Origin of the sequence: Pectobacterium carotovorum (assembly GCF_900129615.1) — a bacterium.
In the GTDB taxonomy this organism is placed as follows: domain Bacteria; phylum Pseudomonadota; class Gammaproteobacteria; order Enterobacterales; family Enterobacteriaceae; genus Pectobacterium; species Pectobacterium carotovorum.
Genome location: NZ_FQWI01000008.1, coordinates 99214 through 116062, shown reverse-complemented (window position 1 = coordinate 116062; position 16849 = coordinate 99214). Strand labels below are relative to the sequence as shown.

The window sequence follows — 16849 nt, the reverse complement described above, 5'->3', positions numbered from 1 at the left end:
ACGTCAAAATAGGGCTGAGGAGTGTAGGAGAGATGGCGAACTTTTTTGTCGACCGTCCCATTTTCGCGTGGGTGCTGGCTATCCTTCTCAGCCTGTGCGGTATGTTGGCCATCAAGTCATTGCCGCTAGAACAGTATCCCGATCTGGCACCGCCCAGCGTGCGGATCACGGCGAGCTACCCCGGTGCATCGGCGCAGACGCTGGAAAATACCGTTACACAGGTTATCGAACAGAGCATGACTGGGCTGGATAACCTGATGTACATGTCCTCGGACAGCAGCAACACCGGTCAGTCCCGAATTATGCTGACCTTCGAGGCTGGCACGGATCCCGATGAAGCCCGCCAGCAGGTGCAAAACCAGCTTCAGTCCGCCATCCGCAAACTGCCGCAGGAAGTCCAGCAGCAGGGCGTCACCGTCAGTAAAACCGGCGATACCAATATCCTGATGGTCGCGTTTGTCTCTACCGATGGCAGCATGGACAAACAGGACATCGCCGATTACGTCGCAACAAATATTCAGGAGCCGATCAGCCGCATCAGCGGGGTGGGTGAAGTTTCTGCCTATGGGTCGCAGTATGCGATGCGCATCTGGCTGGATCCGGCCAAACTGATGGATTATGCGCTGACCACCAGCGACGTGGTACGGGCCATCGAATCGCAGAACAGCCAGGTCTCGGTAGGGCAGGTCGGCGGTGTACCGTCGGTGGATAATCAGGCGCTGAACGCTACGATCAACGCACAATCGCTGTTAGAGACGCCACAGCAGTTTCGTGATATCACGCTGCGCGTCAATCAAGACGGCTCTGCCGTGACGCTCGGCAATGTCGCAGAAGTCGAGCTTGGTGCCGAACGCTACGATTTTCTCAGCCGTTTCAACGGTCAGTCCGCCTCCGGTCTGGGGGTGACGCTGGCGTCTGGCGCGAATGAGCTGGAAACGGATAAGCGCGTCAGAGAACGTATCGAGGAGCTGTCGCAGTACTTCCCGCACGGGCTAGAAGCCAAAATTGCCTTCGAAACCTCCCCCTTTGTAAAAGCTTCGATTACCGATGTGGTGAAAACCCTGTTTGAAGCGGTGCTGCTGGTCTTTCTGGTGATGTACCTGTTTTTGCAGAATTTCCGCGCCACCCTGATTCCCACGATTGCGGTGCCGGTGGTGTTGCTTGGCACGTTTGCCGTGCTGTATGCCTTCGGCTTTAGCCTGAACACCCTGACGATGTTCGCGATGGTGCTGGCGATTGGCCTGCTGGTTGACGATGCCATTGTGGTGGTGGAAAACGTAGAGCGAGTGATGAGCGAGGAAGGGCTCTCACCACGGGACGCGACGCGAAAATCGATGGGGCAGGTGCAAGGGGCGTTGGTCGGGATTGCGCTGGTGCTGTCCGCCGTATTTGTGCCGATGGCCTTCTTTGGCGGCACCACGGGAGCGATCTACCGCCAGTTCTCCATCACGATTGTGACCTCAATGATCCTGTCAGTGCTGGTGGCGATGACTTTGACGCCCGCGCTATGCGCGACGCTGCTCAAGCCGCTCGCTAAGGGTCAACACCACGGCCGCAAAGGGTTCTTCGGCTGGTTTAACCGGAGCTTTACCCGCACGTCGCTGAAGTATGAACGCGGTGTCGGCAAGATATTGATCAGCAGCGGGCGCTGGCTGTTGCTGTATATGGGCATCATCGGGATTATGGCCTTCCTGTTTTTTCGGCTGCCGACTTCGTTTCTGCCGCAGGAAGATCGGGGCGTGTTCACGACACAAGTACAGCTCCCACCGGGCTCGACGCAGCAGCAGACCTTACAGGTGGTTAACAAGATCGAGCAGTACTATCTCACGCAGGAAAAAGACACCGTGACGTCTGTGTTTTCCACCATTGGTTCGGGGCCAGGTGGAAACGGGCAAAACGTGGCGCGGCTGTTTGTGCGCCTTAAAGACTGGAATGAACGCACGACGCCGGAGAGCAGCTCGTTTGCCGTGATCGAACGCGCGACTAAAGCCTTTCGTCATATTCAGGAAGCGCGCGTGTTCGCCAGCAGCCCGCCGTCGATTAACGGCTTGGGGAGTGCCGCAGGTTTCGCCATGCGGTTACAGGATCGCGGTGGGTTGGGGCACGATGCGCTGATGGCGGCGCGGGATCAACTGCTGAACATGGCTGACAGCAACCCCGAGCTGACGCGCGTGCGTCACAATGGTCTGGACGACAGCTCGCAGTTGCGGATTCATATCGATCAGCGCAAAGCACAGGCGCTGGGCGTGTCGGTGGATGATATCAACAGTACGTTGAAAACGGGCTGGGGATCGACGTATGTGAATGATTTCCTTGACCGTGGTCGTGTGAAAAAAGTTTACGTTCAGGCGGCGGCGAAGTTCCGCATGCTGCCGGACGACATCAGTAAATGGTATGTGCGTAACAACAGCGGCGGCATGGTGCCGTTCAGCGCTTTTGCGCAAACCGTTTGGGAAACCGGATCGCCGCGCCTTGAGCGTTACAACGGTTATTCCTCGCTGGAGATTGTTGGCGAGGCGACGCCGGGCGTCAGTACCGGTACGGCGATGAATATTATGGAATCGCTGGTGGCGCAACTGCCGGAAGGTTTTGGATTGCAATGGACGGGCATGTCGTTGCAGGAGCGGTTGAGCGGGGCGCAGGCACCGGCGCTGTATGCCATTTCGCTGCTGGTGGTGTTCCTGTGTCTGGCCGCGCTATATGAAAGCTGGACGGTGCCGTTCTCCGTCATGCTGGTGGTGCCGATGGGCGTGCTGGGGGCGCTGGTAGCGACCTGGGCGCGCGGTCTGGAAAACGATGTCTATTTTCAGGTTGGGCTACTGACGGTCGTCGGGCTATCGGCGAAGAACGCCATCCTGATCGTGGAATTCGCCAACGAGATGAACCAGAAAGGGAAGGATCTGGTTGAAGCCACGCTGGAAGCCTCCCGTCAGCGCCTGCGGCCGATCTTGATGACGTCACTGGCGTTTATCTTCGGCGTCCTGCCGATGGCGACCAGCAGCGGTGCTGGCTCAGCCAGTCAGCATGCTGTGGGAACGGGCGTGATCGGTGGCATGTTAGCCGCGACCTTCCTCGCCATCTTCTTCGTGCCGCTGTTCTTTGTCGTCGTGCGCCGCCGCTTTCCGCTGAAGGAAAGGGTGGAGTGATTCAAATTAGTAGAGTATTTATTAGTTTGATTAATAAGTGTTTTATATTTTTACACTATCAATGCCCTTCGGTTCAGGCAAAGTCTTTTGCGGTATTATATAGCGATTTCGCTTTGGCTAACCTAAGGACCATCGTAATCTAATCGGATGGAGCTAAGCGTGCTGAAACAACATGAAGGAAAAAGATAGCATAGCGAGTAAGCAGCAATGTTCCAGATGGTCAGGAAGTTTTCGTAGTGAGGTTATCTTTGGTTGATTTACAAGCAAAGTAAAATCCTGCTCTGCTGCTCAGATGGACATCTTTAATACAGCATGGCTTTTTCAATGAACGATACTACTGTTACAATGTCATCATATAGGTTTCCGCTGATTTTAAGATTTCTGGAAAGTTGAATCCATATTTCATTAAAAAGTAATTTTTATGCTTGAGGATATTTAATATCATGGAAAATAACGGTGTTACAGATCTTTTTGTCGGTATCATAAACCTTAAACATAGAGAAGATCGTCGAAATGAATCGTTAACTGAATTATCTTCATCATCTATTCTTGTTGGAAACGATGTTTTCTTTGATGCGGTATATGTTGAAAATTTCGGTGCATTAGGTGCAAGCATTAGCCATGCTAATGTTTTGGCAAAATATTTATCAACATCGACAGCACCTTATGCAATGATTTTAGAAGATGACTTTGAAATTGCTGACAAAGAAAATTTCTTACTAGAAATCGGTGCTATCCTGGAGAAAGATCAATGTTGGGATGTTTTTCTATTATCTCATAATCTAGCTGTTGCTATTGAAACCACAGCGATAAGTGATTGCTACAGGGTGGTAAATTCGCAAACAGCATCAGGGTATATAGTAAAAAGGGAATTTGCGCCTGAATTAATTAAGGTTTTTTTTGATTCTGTAGTTAACCTAAATAAATTCAGCAATTATGAGCTTGATCTCAGAAAGCAATTGTCTCATTTTTATTGTTTGGATATTTTGTGGAAAAAATTACAGACCGACAATAGGTTTGTGGCAAAAATACCTGCTTTAATAAAACAACGTTCAAGTTACTCTGATATTGAAAAAATAAATGTAGACTATGGTGTTTAATAAAACGGTGGTGCACCACATTAGTTGAAATAGGTGTGCAATACGACCTTTTGAGATGACTTATGGCCAGCATTAATGTTCATTACCCCGTCAAACGTGAAGTTGTAGGTTCTCTGGGTTTTCCTGCTTACCCTATATTCTAAATAATTTAAGTTGCGAGATGGCGACCAGCAGTGGTGCGGGCTCAGCCAGCATGCTGTAGGAACGGGCGTGATCGGTGGCATGCTAGCCGCCGCTTTTCGTTAAAGGAAAGAGCGGAGTAGGTTAGCTATAAGTGAAATAATTTATGGTGAAATTCATCAAACTGTAAAAAAAGGTAACTACGTTATGTCCTGCTAAATGACGCAACCAAGGACATAACAATGAAAGCTCGCTGGTTACTGCCTTTACTGATTTCTGCTGCTTTGCCGGGGATGGTGCAGGCTCAGGCTATTTATCCCATTGACCGCGCCACCATGCTGGCAGGCGGAAAATTCGATTTTAAAGTCGAGTTTGATGAAGTTCTTAAGCCGGAAGATATCCGTATTCTGATCAACGGCAAAGATTACCAGCAGGTGCTGGGCAAAACGGCCTCGTTTGTTGAGCGTGAAGACGGCGGCAACGCGTCCACGATCTGGCTGCGAGACGTAAGCCTGCCTGAAGCCGGCAAGTATGTGGTAGAGGCGGAAGCCAAAGGCAAAAAGACGCAGGTGAACTGGGACGTTTATTCGGCGTCCGGTACGCGTAAAGCCAAAAACGTGATTCTGTTTATCGGCGATGGCCTGTCCGTTGCGCACCGTACTGGCGCACGCATCCTGTCCAAAGGGGTGACGGAAGGGAAAGCCGACGGTCGTCTGGCAATTGATGACCTGCAATATATGGCGTTTGCCGGTACGTCCAGTACCGACTCTATCGCGGCCGACAGCGCCAACACCATGAGCGCCTACATGACCGGCCACAAATCCGGTGTGAACGCACTGGGTGTGTACGTCAGCCGTAGCAAAAATTCACTGGAACACCCGAAGCAGGAAACGCTGGGTGAACTGCTGACCCGTTCTACCAAGATGTCTGTCGGTGTAGTCAGCGATGCTGAACTTCAGGACGCCACGCCAGCGGCAGTTGTCTCTCACACGCGTCGCCGTGCGGATAAAGCTGAAATCGTCGAGATGTTCTACAACGTGCAGCCTACCGTCATGCTGGGCGGCGGTTCTGCTTACTTCCTGCCGAAAAGCACACCGGGCTCGAAGCGTAAAGACGAAACCAACTACGTTGAGAAATTCCAGCAGGCGGGTTATTCACTGGTCACCGATGCTGATTCACTGAAGAAAAACGCGGCACAGGCCACCAAGCTGCTGGGGCTGTTCCACACTGGCAACATGGATGGCGTGATAGATCGTCGTTTCCTGAAAAACGATGTTGCCAAGAAATTCCCGAACCAGCCTGACCTGACGGACATGACGCAGGCGGCGCTGGATGTGCTGTCCAAAAACCAAGACGGCTTCTTCCTGATGGTGGAATCTGCACTGATCGACAAAGCGTCTCACCCGCTTGATTGGGAACGCGCCTTCACTAACACCATCATGCTGGATCAGTCTGTCGCTATCGCCAAGAAATTTGCCGAGAAAAATCCGGATACGATGATTATCGTGACGGGCGACCATACGCACGGTCTGTCTATCATCGGTACGGTAGATGACAACAAGCCTGGCACCGAGATGCGTGAGAAGGTTGGCGTGTATGAAGATGCGGGCTACCCGAACTATAAGGATGCCAACAAAGACGGCTATCCGGATGACCTGAACGTTTCTAAACGTCTGGCCGTTTTCTTCAACAACTTCCCTGACTATTACGAGACGTTCCGTCCGAAACTGGATGGTCAGTTCGTTCCTGCTATCAAGAACGAAAAAGATGAATACGTTGCCAACAAAGCCTACGAGAAAGTGCAGGGTGCGGTATTCCGCGAAGGGATTCTGCCACGCTCTTCCGATACGGGCGTTCATGCCGTTGACGATATGGTGATCCAGGCAAGCGGCCCAGGCGCAGAGCGTATCCGTGGTTACATGGAAAACACCGATCTGTTCCGGGTGATTGTTGATGCACTGGCGGTGAAACCGCAGGACAAAAAGTAATCCTACGACGCTATGAATAATGCGAAATGCAGCAAAGCGGGGGTAACCCCGCTTTTATTCTCTTGGTTGCGTGCGGTGCTGGTGCTCCTCCTCCTTGGTGGCATCACCCCGGTAAACGCCGCGCAGTCTGAACTCTCCTTCGATAAGCTGTACGCCTCTTATGGCGTGCTGGGTCTGGAATTCTCCAATGACGTCAAAGCGCTCTCCGGTAAACGGGTCAAGATGCGCGGCTTTATGGCACCGCCGCTCAAGGCGGAGTCACAATTCTTTGTATTAACCAAAATGCCGATGGCGCTGTGCCCCTTCTGTTCGTCGGATGCGGACTGGCCTGAAGATATCCTCGTCGTTTACCTCGCCAAACGTCAGACCTTCGTACAGAACAACACCATGATTGAGGTGGAAGGCGTGCTGGAGCACGGATCGTGGACCGACCCTGAAACGGGTTTTGTCAGCCTGCTGCGACTGCGTGAAGCCACGTTCGATACCCTTTAGGAGCGCCGATGGCTGAGTTATTGATTCAACACCTGAGTGTGACCTTTCCCGATACGTCCGAGGCGGTGCTGGATATTCCCGCGTTGTCTATTCGTTCTGGCGAGCGGGTCGCGGTGATGGGGCCTTCCGGCTCCGGTAAGACCACGCTGGTGAATGCCATCACCGGGATGGATCACAGCGGAACGGGCTGTGTGCAGTGGGAAAAGCAGGATATCTGGCAGATGAACGAAGCGGAGCGTGACCGCTGGCGGGCACAACACATCGGGTTGGTGATGCAGGATTTCCATCTTTTCCCCGGCCTGAGTGCGATAGAGAACGTCTTACTGCCCGCGCAGTTTCACCACTGGCGGATCCCCGCAGCGCTCAGGCAGCGGGCGGCAGATCTGCTGGCGCAGGTCGGGCTGGATACCGCGAAACGTCCGATTGAAGTGCTATCACGCGGCGAGAAGCAGCGGGTGGCCGTCGCGAGAGCCTTGCTCAGCAAGCCGGACATCATCGTCGCCGATGAGCCGACGGCCAGTCTGGACGCGCAGAGCGGTGAACAGATTGCCGATCTGCTGGTGACGCTGGCGCGCGATAGCCGTGCGACGCTTATTGCCATTACGCACGATGCACGTCTGGCATCGCAGATGTCGCGCCGTATTCAACTGGAAAAAGGACGCCTCATGGCGGACACGCAGTATCAGGAGGATCGCGCATGATTCCTTGGCGTCTTATCTGGGTCGACTGGCGTCGGCTCTGGCCGGGTGTGCTGGTCGTGGTGTTGCTGATCGCGACGGCGACAGCGTTAAGTATTTCAGTGAGCTTGCAGGAAAGGGCGCTGCGCATGGGCAGCGCCAAAGCAGCTGACCGTTTCGATCTGGTGATCGGTGCGCCGGGGAGTGAAACCCAGTTGGTGCTGTCGTCCGTGTTTCTGCAACCGTCGGCGCTGACGTTGGTTCCCGCGCAGGTGTTGACCGATCTGGAGAAGAACCCGCTGGTCGCCTGGGCGGCACCGGTTGCGTTTGGTGATTTTTATCAGGGGATGCCGATTGTCGGCACCACGCCGCCACTGGTCACGGATAACGGTAAGCGACAACTCACCGCCGGACGTGTGTTCAACGACGGCTTTGAAGCCGTGGTGGGGGCGCAAACGGGGCTGACGGTTGGGAGTACATTTAGCCCAATTCATGGTCAGGTGGGGACGGAAGGGGCGCACGCGCACGATGACGTCACCTACACCGTAGTCGGTGTTTTGCCTGCTGACGGCAGCGCGTGGGATAAAGCGATTCTGGTACCAGTGAACGCGGTGTGGCGAGTACACGGTATCCATCCACCGCATGGTGCGGACGATGATCACGACCATAATGAGCATGCCGATCATGATCATGGCGCGCATGAGCATGAGGGAGAACATGATCATGAAAGTGAACATGGCGACCATGCGCATGATGAAACCGCGCATGCCGATGAGCATCACAACGACGTGCATCCAGCGGAAGGCGCGGAAAGTGATGATCATCATGCTGCTGTCGCTCAACCGGTAACGGCTCCACACGATGACGAGCACGGCGAAGCAGAAGCTCACGGGCACGCGCATCAGGCTGGTTTGCCCGCGATTGTCGTTAAACCGAAAACGATCGCTGGCGCTTATCAACTGCGTTCGCTGTACCGCAGCAACACGACGCTGGCGGTGTTCCCCGGCGAAGTGCTGGTGAAGCTTTACTCGATGCTGGGCGATATTCGTGAACTACTGACCTATATCTCGCTGGGTACGCAGGGGTTAGTCGGTGTCGCGGTGGCGATGGTGGCGGTTATCCACCTGCGGCAGCGGCAGAAACAGATTGGCGCACTCCGTGCCTTTGGCGCACCGCGCTACGGTATTTTCACGCTGATTTGGAGCGGGTTGATGTCGCTGGTGAGCGTCGGCGTGCTGCTGGGCGTCGGTCTGGGTTATCTTGCTGCCCGTGCAATTGCAGTGGTGATGAGCGAGAAAAGCGGCTTCGTCCTGCCGGTGACGCTGGAATGGGAGGATATCCACTTCGTCCTGCTCCTGTTGCTGGTCGCCGCCGTGGTACTCACCATCCCCGCGATGCTGTCTTACCGTCAATCTCCAGCTACGGCGCTACGTGGTGAGTAAGTCTCTACGATAGCCGTATTAGCATCGGGCGTGTGGTTTCTGCGCCCGGTGCTATTTTTTCACTTCCTTTCTTGTTCGTTTCTGAACACGCTCTGGCTGCCCTCACGAAAAAATGCCTGTGTCTATTGGTATGTAGCCTTTCCTTAGGCTGTGTGTTTGAATTTTGCACAATATCAAGCTGTGTATGTCATAGGATAAATAACGAACAATAATAGTGTTAATATTATTCATCTGAGGGAAATAATAATTATATATATAATAACGATATTAATTATTAATCGCGGAAAATATGTGTATAAAATGTTGACTATTTGTGTGTTAATTGATATTTTTCGTCCCTGTTAGATATTAATGATTATATTCTGTATAACTAAAAATAATTACATTTACTCTTTGGGAGATAGTTTTTTATCATTGAGCAAAGTCGGTAAGAGGGTGTAATATGGATCACGAAATCCATTCGTTTATAAAAAGGAAGTTGAAAGGAGTTGGGGACGTATGGTTTTCTTATTTCATGATGAGCAAAACCTCTACCAGTCATCCCTATATTATTTCTAACTATCCAGAAGCGTGGATGAATGAATATCTAAAAAAAGAGATGTTCTTAAGTGATCCTATAATCGTTGCCTCATTAGCGCGTATTACGCCGTTTTCCTGGGATGATAACGATCTTGTTACGCTAAGAGCTAAGAATCAGGATGTTTTTATTTCTTCCGTACAGCACGATATAAGTTCAGGTTATACCTTTGTCTTACACGACCATGATAATAATGTAGCGACGCTGAGTATAGCTAACCATTTGGAAGATGCAGATTTTGAAAAGTGTATGAAGAGCCATGAAAATGATTTGCAGATGCTGCTAGTGAATGTACATGAAAAAGTAATGGCTTACCAGCGAGCTATCAAAGATCAAGCCAAGCCCCCCGATAGCTCAAGGAATGCCTTACTCTCCCCGCGTGAAACCGAAGTGCTTTTCCTTGTTAGTAGTGGACGAACTTATAAAGAGGTTTCCCGTATATTAGGTATTAGTGAGGTTACCGTTAAATTCCACATTAACAATTCAGTCAGAAAGTTGGACGTTATCAATTCCCGCCATGCTATAACTAAAGCACTTGAGTTAAATCTTTTCAATTCCCCTTGTGAACCTGTAGTGATGAAGCATATGGAATCTCGCTAGGATGATGAATTTCTATTCATCTTTGTTGAGATGGGAACCTATCCAAAAGAATAGTAACTCCCTATCTAAAAGAAACTCGTTAGCTGAACTTTTACACGGTTAATATTTGTATTTACCTTTTCTATGATATGTGACGGATTTAAACATTATTTTCTCTCATGTCGTTATTAAGGTAAGGGTTATTACTGTGAGCAATAGTTTTTGCGTTGTTTATAAAGGTTCCGATGCCGATATAAATAATATCCAACGCGACTTCGACGGAAAGGGCGAAGCATTATCTAATGGCTATCTTTTTATCGAACAGAATGGCCATTATCAGAAGTGTGAGATGGAAAGAGGATCGGCCTACCTAATAGGCTCGCTGTACAATCGGACGTTTCTGAGCGGATTGGCCGGCGTGTGGGAAGGCGAGGCTTATCTGGCAAATGATGCCGAGCTGTTAGCGTTGCTGTTCACGCGTCTGGGAGCGAATGCACTGGCGCTGGCTGAAGGTGATTTCTGCTTTTTCATTGATGAACCAAACGGCGAATTGACGGTGATCACCGAGTCGCGTGGTTTCTCGCCGGTTCATGTTGTACAGGGAAAAAAAACCTGGGTGACCAACAGCTTGAAGCTGGTGACTGCGGCAGAAGGTGAGAATACGCTGTGGTTTGAAGAGGAGGCGTTGGTGTGTCAGTCGCTGATGCGGGCGGATACCTATACGCCGGTGAAAAATGCGCAGCGTCTTAAACCGGGTGCGGTGCACGTCCTTACGCACGATAGCGAAGGGTATTCTTTCGTTGAAAGCCGCACGCTGACCACACCCGCCAGCAACCAATTGTTAGCGCTTCCGCGTGAACCGCTGCTGGCATTGATTGAGCGCTACCTTAATGCGCCGCTTGAGGATTTGGCGCCCCGCTTTGATACCGTAGGTATTCCCTTATCCGGCGGGCTGGATTCAAGTTTGGTGACGGCACTTGCTAGCCGTCATTTCAAGCACTTAAATACGTATTCGATTGGCACGGAACTCAGCAACGAGTTTGAATTTTCTCAGCAGGTTGCCGATGCGCTCGGTACACGTCATCAGGTGAAAATTCTGTCTGAAGCCGAAGTGATCAACGGCATCATTGAATCCATCTATTACAACGAAATATTTGACGGCTTATCTGCTGAAATTCAATCGGGATTGTTCAATGTGTATCGTCAGGCTGAGGGACAGGTGTCTTGTATGCTCACCGGTTACGGTTCCGACTTGCTCTTTGGCGGCATACTGAAACCGGGAACACATTATGAAAACCCGAATCAGCTTCTTGCCGAGCAAGTGTATCGTACGCGTTGGACAGGTGAATTTTCCACTCAAGGGGCTTCCCATTACGGTATTGATATTCGCCACCCCTTCTGGAGCCATTCCTTAATCACGCTATGCCATTCGCTAAATCCTGATTACAAGATTTACGACAACGAAGTCAAAAACATCCTGCGTGAATACGCCGATTCTCTGCAATTGCTGCCGAAAGACATTGTTTGGCGCAAGAAAATCGGCATTCACGAAGGTTCCTCCGTTAATCAGGCATTCGCTAATGTTCTCGGGTCAACGGTTGATAACTACCAGACCAAAAGTCGCTTTACCTACCGTGTTTATCAAGCCTTCCTCCGTGGCCACCTCTCCATTACAGATGTGACGCCATCTCAGCTTAAAGAACTGATTAAAAAGGACTAACTATGGTTTTGGAAGAAAATGCTGATGAGGTTCGGGTTATCACGTTGAATCATCCGAACAAGCATAACCCCTTTAGTCGTTCACTGGAAACCTGCGTGAAGGACGCACTGGCGCGAGCCAACGCTGACGACAGCGTGCGAGCTGTCGTGGTGTATGGCGGGGCAGAGCGTTCCTTTTCCGCTGGCGGAGATTTCAACGAAGTTAAACAGCTATCGCGCAGTGAGGATATCAAAGAGTGGATTGACCGCGTGATTGATTTGTATCAGTCCGTACTGAACGTGAATAAACCGACTATTGCGGCAGTCGATGGCTATGCGATTGGTATGGGGTTCCAGTTTGCCCTGATGTTTGACCAGCGACTGATGGCGTCGACAGCGAATTTTGTGATGCCGGAGCTTAAGCATGGTATCGGGTGCTCGGTTGGTGCCGCCATCCTGGGATTCACCCATGGGTTCAGTGCGATGCAGGAGATTATTTATCAGTGTCAATCGCTTGATGCTACGCGCTGTCTGGATTACCGGCTGGTTAATCAGGTGGTGGAGAGCCGTGCGCTGCTGGATGCCGCGATCACACAGGCGCACGTGATGGCCGGCTACCCGGCTTCTGCATTCATCAATACGAAACGAGCGGTCAACAAGCCGTTCATCCATCTACTGGAACAAACCCGTGACGCTTCCAAAGCTGTCCATAAGGCTGCGTTCCAGGCTCGTGACGCTCAGGGACATTTCAAAAATGTGCTTGGCAAAAAATACTGAGGATAAGGAAGAAAATGAGCGAAATAGTGAAGTTTAATCCGATCATGGCGTCCGGTTTTGGCGCGTATATCGAGCATCGAGACTTTCTGGAAGCCAAGACAGAAACGATTAAAAACTTACTGATGCGTCAGGGCTTTGTTGTCGTTAAAAATCTCGGCATTGATGCTGACACGTTCCGCGACATCTATTCAGCGTACGGCACAATAGTTGAGTACGCTGATGAAAAGATCGGCGTGGGCTTCGGCTATCGCGATACGTTGAAGTTGGAAGGTGAGAAAGGAAAAATAGTAACGGGGCGTGGTCAGTTGCCTTTCCATGCTGATGGAGGACTGCTCCTGTCACAGGTGGATCAGGTTTTTCTCTACGCGGCTGAGATTAAAAACGTCAAATTCCGTGGTGCGACGACGGTATGCGACCATGCTCTGGCCTGTCAGGAAATGCCTGCTCACCTGTTGCGTGTATTGGAAGAGGAGACGTTCGAAGTTCGTGTGCTGGAGCGGGGCTATTACGTGGATGTTTCTCCAGATGGTTGGTTCAAGGTTCCCGTCTTCACCGATCTGGGGTGGGTCAGAAAGATGCTGATTTATTTCCCATTTGATGAAGGGCAACCGGCTAGCTGGGAGCCGCGGATTGTCGGTTTCACCGATCATGAAACCCACACGTTTTTCCAGGAACTCGGGGCATTTTTAAAACAGCCACGCTACTACTACAAACACTTCTGGGAAGATGGTGACCTGCTGATTATGGACAACCGTCGTGTCATTCATGAGCGCGAAGAGTTTAACGATGATGCCATCGTTCGTCGTTTGTATCGCGGACAAACCGCCGATCTCTAACTCTCATGATTCCGGCGCGAAAACGTGCCGGATTGATATGGATCTGGAACCATCATGCATAACGATCTTTACGCTATCTATAACCGTTACACGTCAAGGACACTGTTTTTCAAATACTGTGCGACAGCAACGCTGACGCACAGGCTGACACGCAGACTGTCACTTTTTACGTTGAAAAAATTCCTCGCGCGGCCTAGAGGACGCCTTTTTTCGCTAGTGAACAGTATTTACTTTGGTGGGGAAACTTTGGAAGAAGTTCAGAGCACGGCAACCTTTTTGGCGCGCTCTGGCATTGCCTGCGTATTGGATTATGCCGTTGAAGGGGAAAATGATGAAGTGCAATTCGATAATGCGATGGAGAACACGCTACGCCTTATCGAGATGTCGCAACAAACGGATAGCTTGCCTTTTGTTGTAATCAAGCCATCGTCCCTAGGCAGCGTAGCTGTATATGCCCGACAAAGCGAAGGATTCGCGCTGGATGAAGTATCCGCTAGCGCGTGGTCACGGATCGTTGCGCGTTTCTCACACCTATTCGACTATGCCCGTTCTCATGGCGTGCGTGTGATGGTTGACGCGGAGCAGACCGCGATTCAGCCTGCGGTAGACAGCTTGGTTCTGGACATGATGCGCGAGTTTAACCGCGATAGTGCGGTTATCACGCTGACACTGCAATTTTATCTTAAGGACCAACTGCGTTTCCTGGACGAGTGTTATCAACGTGCATGCAACGATGGCTTCCTGCTTGGGGTGAAAGTTGTGCGTGGTGCTTATCTGGAAGAAGAGAAAAGAGTGAACGGCGGGACTTGTTGTTTTTCAACCAAGCAGGAAACTGACCGTAGTTATAACGCTGCAGTGGACTATATTGCACAACGCTTAGATCGAATCGCGCCGTTTTTTGCCACGCACAATGAGGAAAGCCTCGCATTGATTATGAAGAGCGAGCCGTTACGTGCGAAGCATATCTGGGTAGGGCAGCTTTATGGACTAGGCGATCATATCACTTATTCACTACTGAAAACCGGTTTTCGCGTCTGCAAATACCTGCCTTACGGTCCACTCGACAAGTCGTTGCCCTATTTACTCCGCCGGATCGAAGAGAACGCGGTTGCCTCAGCAACATTCAAAAAGGAAAATAAACTCTTGCAGAAGGAGTTACTGCGACGTCTTGTGGGAGGGATGTAATGTCAAAATTTCACTGCCATATTCGTGATACCACTATCGGTTTTCCGGTGTCTGAGGATGAAAGCGTCCTGAGTGCCGCGTATGAAGCTGGTGTCGAGCTGCCTTATCGCTGTGCCTCTGGTTACTGCGGTGTGTGCAAAGTGCGTCTGGCGTCCGGCAGCGTCAGTATGGATCATTCCGGTGGAATTTCGCGTCGCGATATTGCTGACGGCTATATTCTGCCTTGCTGCTCAGTTCCACTCTCTAACCTCGAAATTGAACCTGTATCGCCATGCTGAAGACGAATTTTATCGCTGTAATATGCTGCCTCTTTCCCATTTTAGCCGCTCAGGGGGCGAACTCTGCCTCTGATGACGTTATCGTCAACGGCGGTAATTTCTATGTGGGCTCTGTCTTTGGTGCGGAAGATTATGCCGCCCATGCTAATACGTCTGTCGCGTCTTTTGCCATGACGAAAACGGAAATTACCTATCGACAGTACCATGCGTTGCAAGAATGGGCGGATGCGCACGGTTATCAGTTAAGCGGTGGTTGCAATGGCGCTACCTTTGAAGATTGCTTACCGCCTGAGCAGGATGGCGGCCTTCATCCTGTCACGAATGTGTCGTGGTGGGATGCGGTGATTTTTGCCAATGCGCTTAGCGAACGACAGCAGTTGCAACCCTATTACCTCACGATTGACGGTAAGACGTTGAAGCGTGTGCCAGAGGACGATAACGACAAACTCATACGCGAGAACCCACAAGCTTTGGGTTACCGCTTGCCAACGCTGGCTGAATGGCAGGTTGCAGCCAGAGGCGGACATAAGGGGCTGGCGGAAGCCACCTACGGCCAGCGCTATGCGGGCAGCGAACAGCCGGAGCGCGTGGCGCACTTTCCCTCTGATTCACCGTCGTTCGGCACGGTGCCTGTGGCGTCGAAGCGCCCCAATTCACTGGGGATTTACGACATGAGCGGCAACGTATCCGAGTGGCTGAATGAGTCTTATGCGGTGGAGGGGGGCAAAACCATGTACTACTTTTGCGGTGGAAGTTATCTGGAGCGGACGCACAGTCTGGCAAGCTGCGATTTGCATACGCCCGGTTTCTTCATGCCGGATATTGGTTTTCGATTAGTAAGGATGCTTGATGGTAAATAAATTTGTAGGGTGGCTGGCGCTCTGTGCTATCAGCAGCACGGCTACTGCACTATCTCCAGTGGCATTGAAAGACGGCATCAATCGGGTAGATCTCAATCAGGACGGCGGGAAGGATTATGTCATCGTCGCACAGTTTGACAATAATACCTCACACCCCAATCTCGGGATGACTTTCTTTGTACGACGCCCGGACGGCGGACATAGCATTATGCCAGTCGCCAACAGCAATACGTTTACCTGGTTTGATTATCGGCTATCCGCTGCGGCGGATTTTTTAGTGCAGGATAATCGGTTGTTCCTGTCTGGAAAGCATTACTTTCTGGTGACGGCAAAGAAGCAAGGGGAAAACGTCTTTGATCCCACGAAAGTCCTTTTAACGATTTACGACTTTAAAGCCTCGCGGGACGATCCGGGTGTACCGCTCTATGAATGGTCAGAACGAAAGCGAGTGATAACACAAGATACCTACCAATCGGTTGATGAAGCTTACAAGGAAGTGGATGAGGTGATGTTGGCAAAATGAAAATGTCCTCACTAATCACATTAGGGCTACTGTTTCCCCTCGCTACAGTGGCACAACTTAGCGAACTGGATTATCAGCAACGCGTGCAAGATTTTTTTGATGCGGAGTCGCCGCTGTGTCTGGGTGAGAAGCAGTGGCCGATACACAGCCCTAAAGGTGACGCCCCTTGGAATCGTGGACGTTTGCACTCGCTAGTGGAGGCTGGGTTGGCACAGGCCACGCCGGAAGGAACAGGCAAAGTGTACCGTTTATCGCCAGTGGGTGAGCAGAATTGGCGTCAGTACGGCGACCTGTGTTACGGCCGTATGCAGGTGAGTAGCATCGAGAAAATTGATCGTGTGAATCAGGAACTGGTGGTGGTGTACTTCACGTATCGTTTGTCACCATTGGAAAGTTGGGCGTATAACCGCTCGCTACGCTTTGCTTTTAGCGAGTTGGATAATCTTGTCGGTGGAATGGAAACCACACGCTATTCGGCTACGATTCGTGAGACGTTGGGCGGAGCCGCCAAATTGCAGGACTATCCCGTGCCGGTAGAGCTGGATTACTGACGTGACATAAAAAAACAGGG

The 16849-nt window shown here is 51.1% G+C and carries 15 protein-coding genes; all 15 read left to right on the top strand.

Annotation, left to right across the window (positions count from 1 at the left end; translation table 11 throughout):
• Window positions 1-32 precede the first annotated feature (32 nt).
• The 15 genes from acrD (at window position 33) to BUB06_RS16135 (ending at window position 16829) form a co-directional block, all read left to right on the top strand.
• Window positions 33-3146 (top strand): multidrug efflux RND transporter permease AcrD, encoded by a 3114-nt coding sequence (gene acrD, locus BUB06_RS16205; RefSeq protein ID WP_039474125.1) that lies wholly within the window; start codon window positions 33-35, stop codon window positions 3144-3146.
• A gap of 443 nt (window positions 3147-3589) precedes the next feature.
• Window positions 3590-4246, top strand: coding sequence for a glycosyltransferase family 25 protein (locus tag BUB06_RS16200; RefSeq protein WP_039474122.1), 657 nt, complete (start codon window positions 3590-3592; stop codon window positions 4244-4246).
• A 362-nt stretch (window positions 4247-4608) separates the two neighbouring features.
• Window positions 4609-6354 (top strand): alkaline phosphatase, encoded by a 1746-nt coding sequence (locus tag BUB06_RS16195; RefSeq protein ID WP_039474119.1) that lies wholly within the window; start codon window positions 4609-4611, stop codon window positions 6352-6354.
• Window positions 6355-6366: 12 nt separating this feature from the next.
• Window positions 6367-6846: a hypothetical protein gene (locus tag BUB06_RS16190; RefSeq protein ID WP_039474117.1), complete on the top strand. Its 480-nt coding sequence runs from the start codon at window positions 6367-6369 to the stop codon at window positions 6844-6846.
• A gap of 8 nt (window positions 6847-6854) precedes the next feature.
• Window positions 6855-7547, top strand: coding sequence for an ABC transporter ATP-binding protein (locus BUB06_RS16185; RefSeq protein ID WP_039474114.1), 693 nt, complete (start codon window positions 6855-6857; stop codon window positions 7545-7547).
• Window positions 7544-8965 (top strand): FtsX-like permease family protein, encoded by a 1422-nt coding sequence (locus BUB06_RS16180; RefSeq protein WP_039474111.1) that lies wholly within the window; start codon window positions 7544-7546, stop codon window positions 8963-8965. Before BUB06_RS16185 ends, BUB06_RS16180 begins: the two co-directional genes overlap by 4 nt.
• 442 nt (window positions 8966-9407) lie before the next feature.
• Complete coding sequence (gene carR / locus BUB06_RS16175) at window positions 9408-10142, top strand: carbapenem biosynthesis transcriptional regulator CarR (protein WP_039474109.1); 735 nt, start codon at window positions 9408-9410, stop codon at window positions 10140-10142.
• A gap of 187 nt (window positions 10143-10329) precedes the next feature.
• Window positions 10330-11841 carry a carbapenam-3-carboxylate synthase gene (carA, locus tag BUB06_RS16170; protein ID WP_039474105.1) on the top strand — a complete coding sequence of 504 codons (1512 nt, stop codon included), beginning with the start codon at window positions 10330-10332 and terminating at the stop codon, window positions 11839-11841.
• Window positions 11842-11843: 2 nt separating this feature from the next.
• On the top strand, window positions 11844-12596 hold the full coding sequence (gene carB / locus BUB06_RS16165; protein ID WP_039474103.1) for a carboxymethylproline synthase: 753 nt from the start codon (window positions 11844-11846) through the stop codon (window positions 12594-12596).
• Between the two features lie 14 nt (window positions 12597-12610).
• Window positions 12611-13432, top strand: coding sequence for a TauD/TfdA dioxygenase family protein (locus BUB06_RS16160; RefSeq protein WP_039474098.1), 822 nt, complete (start codon window positions 12611-12613; stop codon window positions 13430-13432).
• Window positions 13433-13486: 54 nt separating this feature from the next.
• On the top strand, window positions 13487-14617 hold the full coding sequence (carD, locus tag BUB06_RS16155) for a carbapenem biosynthesis protein CarD (RefSeq protein WP_039474095.1): 1131 nt from the start codon (window positions 13487-13489) through the stop codon (window positions 14615-14617).
• Window positions 14617-14895, top strand: coding sequence for a 2Fe-2S iron-sulfur cluster-binding protein (locus tag BUB06_RS16150; protein ID WP_039474093.1), 279 nt, complete (start codon window positions 14617-14619; stop codon window positions 14893-14895). The genes carD and BUB06_RS16150 overlap by 1 nt, the downstream gene beginning before the upstream one ends.
• Window positions 14889-15755 carry an SUMF1/EgtB/PvdO family nonheme iron enzyme gene (locus BUB06_RS16145; protein WP_039474091.1) on the top strand — a complete coding sequence of 289 codons (867 nt, stop codon included), beginning with the start codon at window positions 14889-14891 and terminating at the stop codon, window positions 15753-15755. The genes BUB06_RS16150 and BUB06_RS16145 overlap by 7 nt, the downstream gene beginning before the upstream one ends.
• Entirely contained in the window at window positions 15745-16278 is a 534-nt protein-coding gene (locus BUB06_RS16140; RefSeq protein ID WP_039474089.1) for a carbapenem self-resistance protein CarG family protein, read from the top strand. Before BUB06_RS16145 ends, BUB06_RS16140 begins: the two co-directional genes overlap by 11 nt.
• Window positions 16275-16829, top strand: a complete 555-nt coding sequence (locus tag BUB06_RS16135) for a hypothetical protein (RefSeq protein WP_039474087.1) — start codon at window positions 16275-16277, stop codon at window positions 16827-16829. Before BUB06_RS16140 ends, BUB06_RS16135 begins: the two co-directional genes overlap by 4 nt.
• Window positions 16830-16849: the final 20 nt, after the last annotated feature.

What these genes read in the sequence shown, in the direction of transcription:
- BUB06_RS16190 (WP_039474117.1), top strand. Translation starts at nt 6,367, where the DNA reads ATGAATAATGCGAAATGCAGCAAAGCGGGGGTAACCCCGCTTTTATTC.
- BUB06_RS16160 (WP_039474098.1), top strand. Translation starts at nt 12,611, where the DNA reads ATGAGCGAAATAGTGAAGTTTAATCCGATCATGGCGTCCGGTTTTGGC.
- carD (WP_039474095.1), top strand. Translation starts at nt 13,487, where the DNA reads ATGCATAACGATCTTTACGCTATCTATAACCGTTACACGTCAAGGACA.
- carB (WP_039474103.1), top strand. Translation starts at nt 11,844, where the DNA reads ATGGTTTTGGAAGAAAATGCTGATGAGGTTCGGGTTATCACGTTGAAT.
- BUB06_RS16135 (WP_039474087.1), top strand. Translation starts at nt 16,275, where the DNA reads ATGAAAATGTCCTCACTAATCACATTAGGGCTACTGTTTCCCCTCGCT.
- BUB06_RS16195 (WP_039474119.1), top strand. Translation starts at nt 4,609, where the DNA reads ATGAAAGCTCGCTGGTTACTGCCTTTACTGATTTCTGCTGCTTTGCCG.
- BUB06_RS16145 (WP_039474091.1), top strand. Translation starts at nt 14,889, where the DNA reads ATGCTGAAGACGAATTTTATCGCTGTAATATGCTGCCTCTTTCCCATT.
- BUB06_RS16140 (WP_039474089.1), top strand. Translation starts at nt 15,745, where the DNA reads ATGGTAAATAAATTTGTAGGGTGGCTGGCGCTCTGTGCTATCAGCAGC.
- BUB06_RS16185 (WP_039474114.1), top strand. Translation starts at nt 6,855, where the DNA reads ATGGCTGAGTTATTGATTCAACACCTGAGTGTGACCTTTCCCGATACG.
- carR (WP_039474109.1), top strand. Translation starts at nt 9,408, where the DNA reads ATGGATCACGAAATCCATTCGTTTATAAAAAGGAAGTTGAAAGGAGTT.
- BUB06_RS16180 (WP_039474111.1), top strand. Translation starts at nt 7,544, where the DNA reads ATGATTCCTTGGCGTCTTATCTGGGTCGACTGGCGTCGGCTCTGGCCG.
- BUB06_RS16150 (WP_039474093.1), top strand. Translation starts at nt 14,617, where the DNA reads ATGTCAAAATTTCACTGCCATATTCGTGATACCACTATCGGTTTTCCG.
- BUB06_RS16200 (WP_039474122.1), top strand. Translation starts at nt 3,590, where the DNA reads ATGGAAAATAACGGTGTTACAGATCTTTTTGTCGGTATCATAAACCTT.
- acrD (WP_039474125.1), top strand. Translation starts at nt 33, where the DNA reads ATGGCGAACTTTTTTGTCGACCGTCCCATTTTCGCGTGGGTGCTGGCT.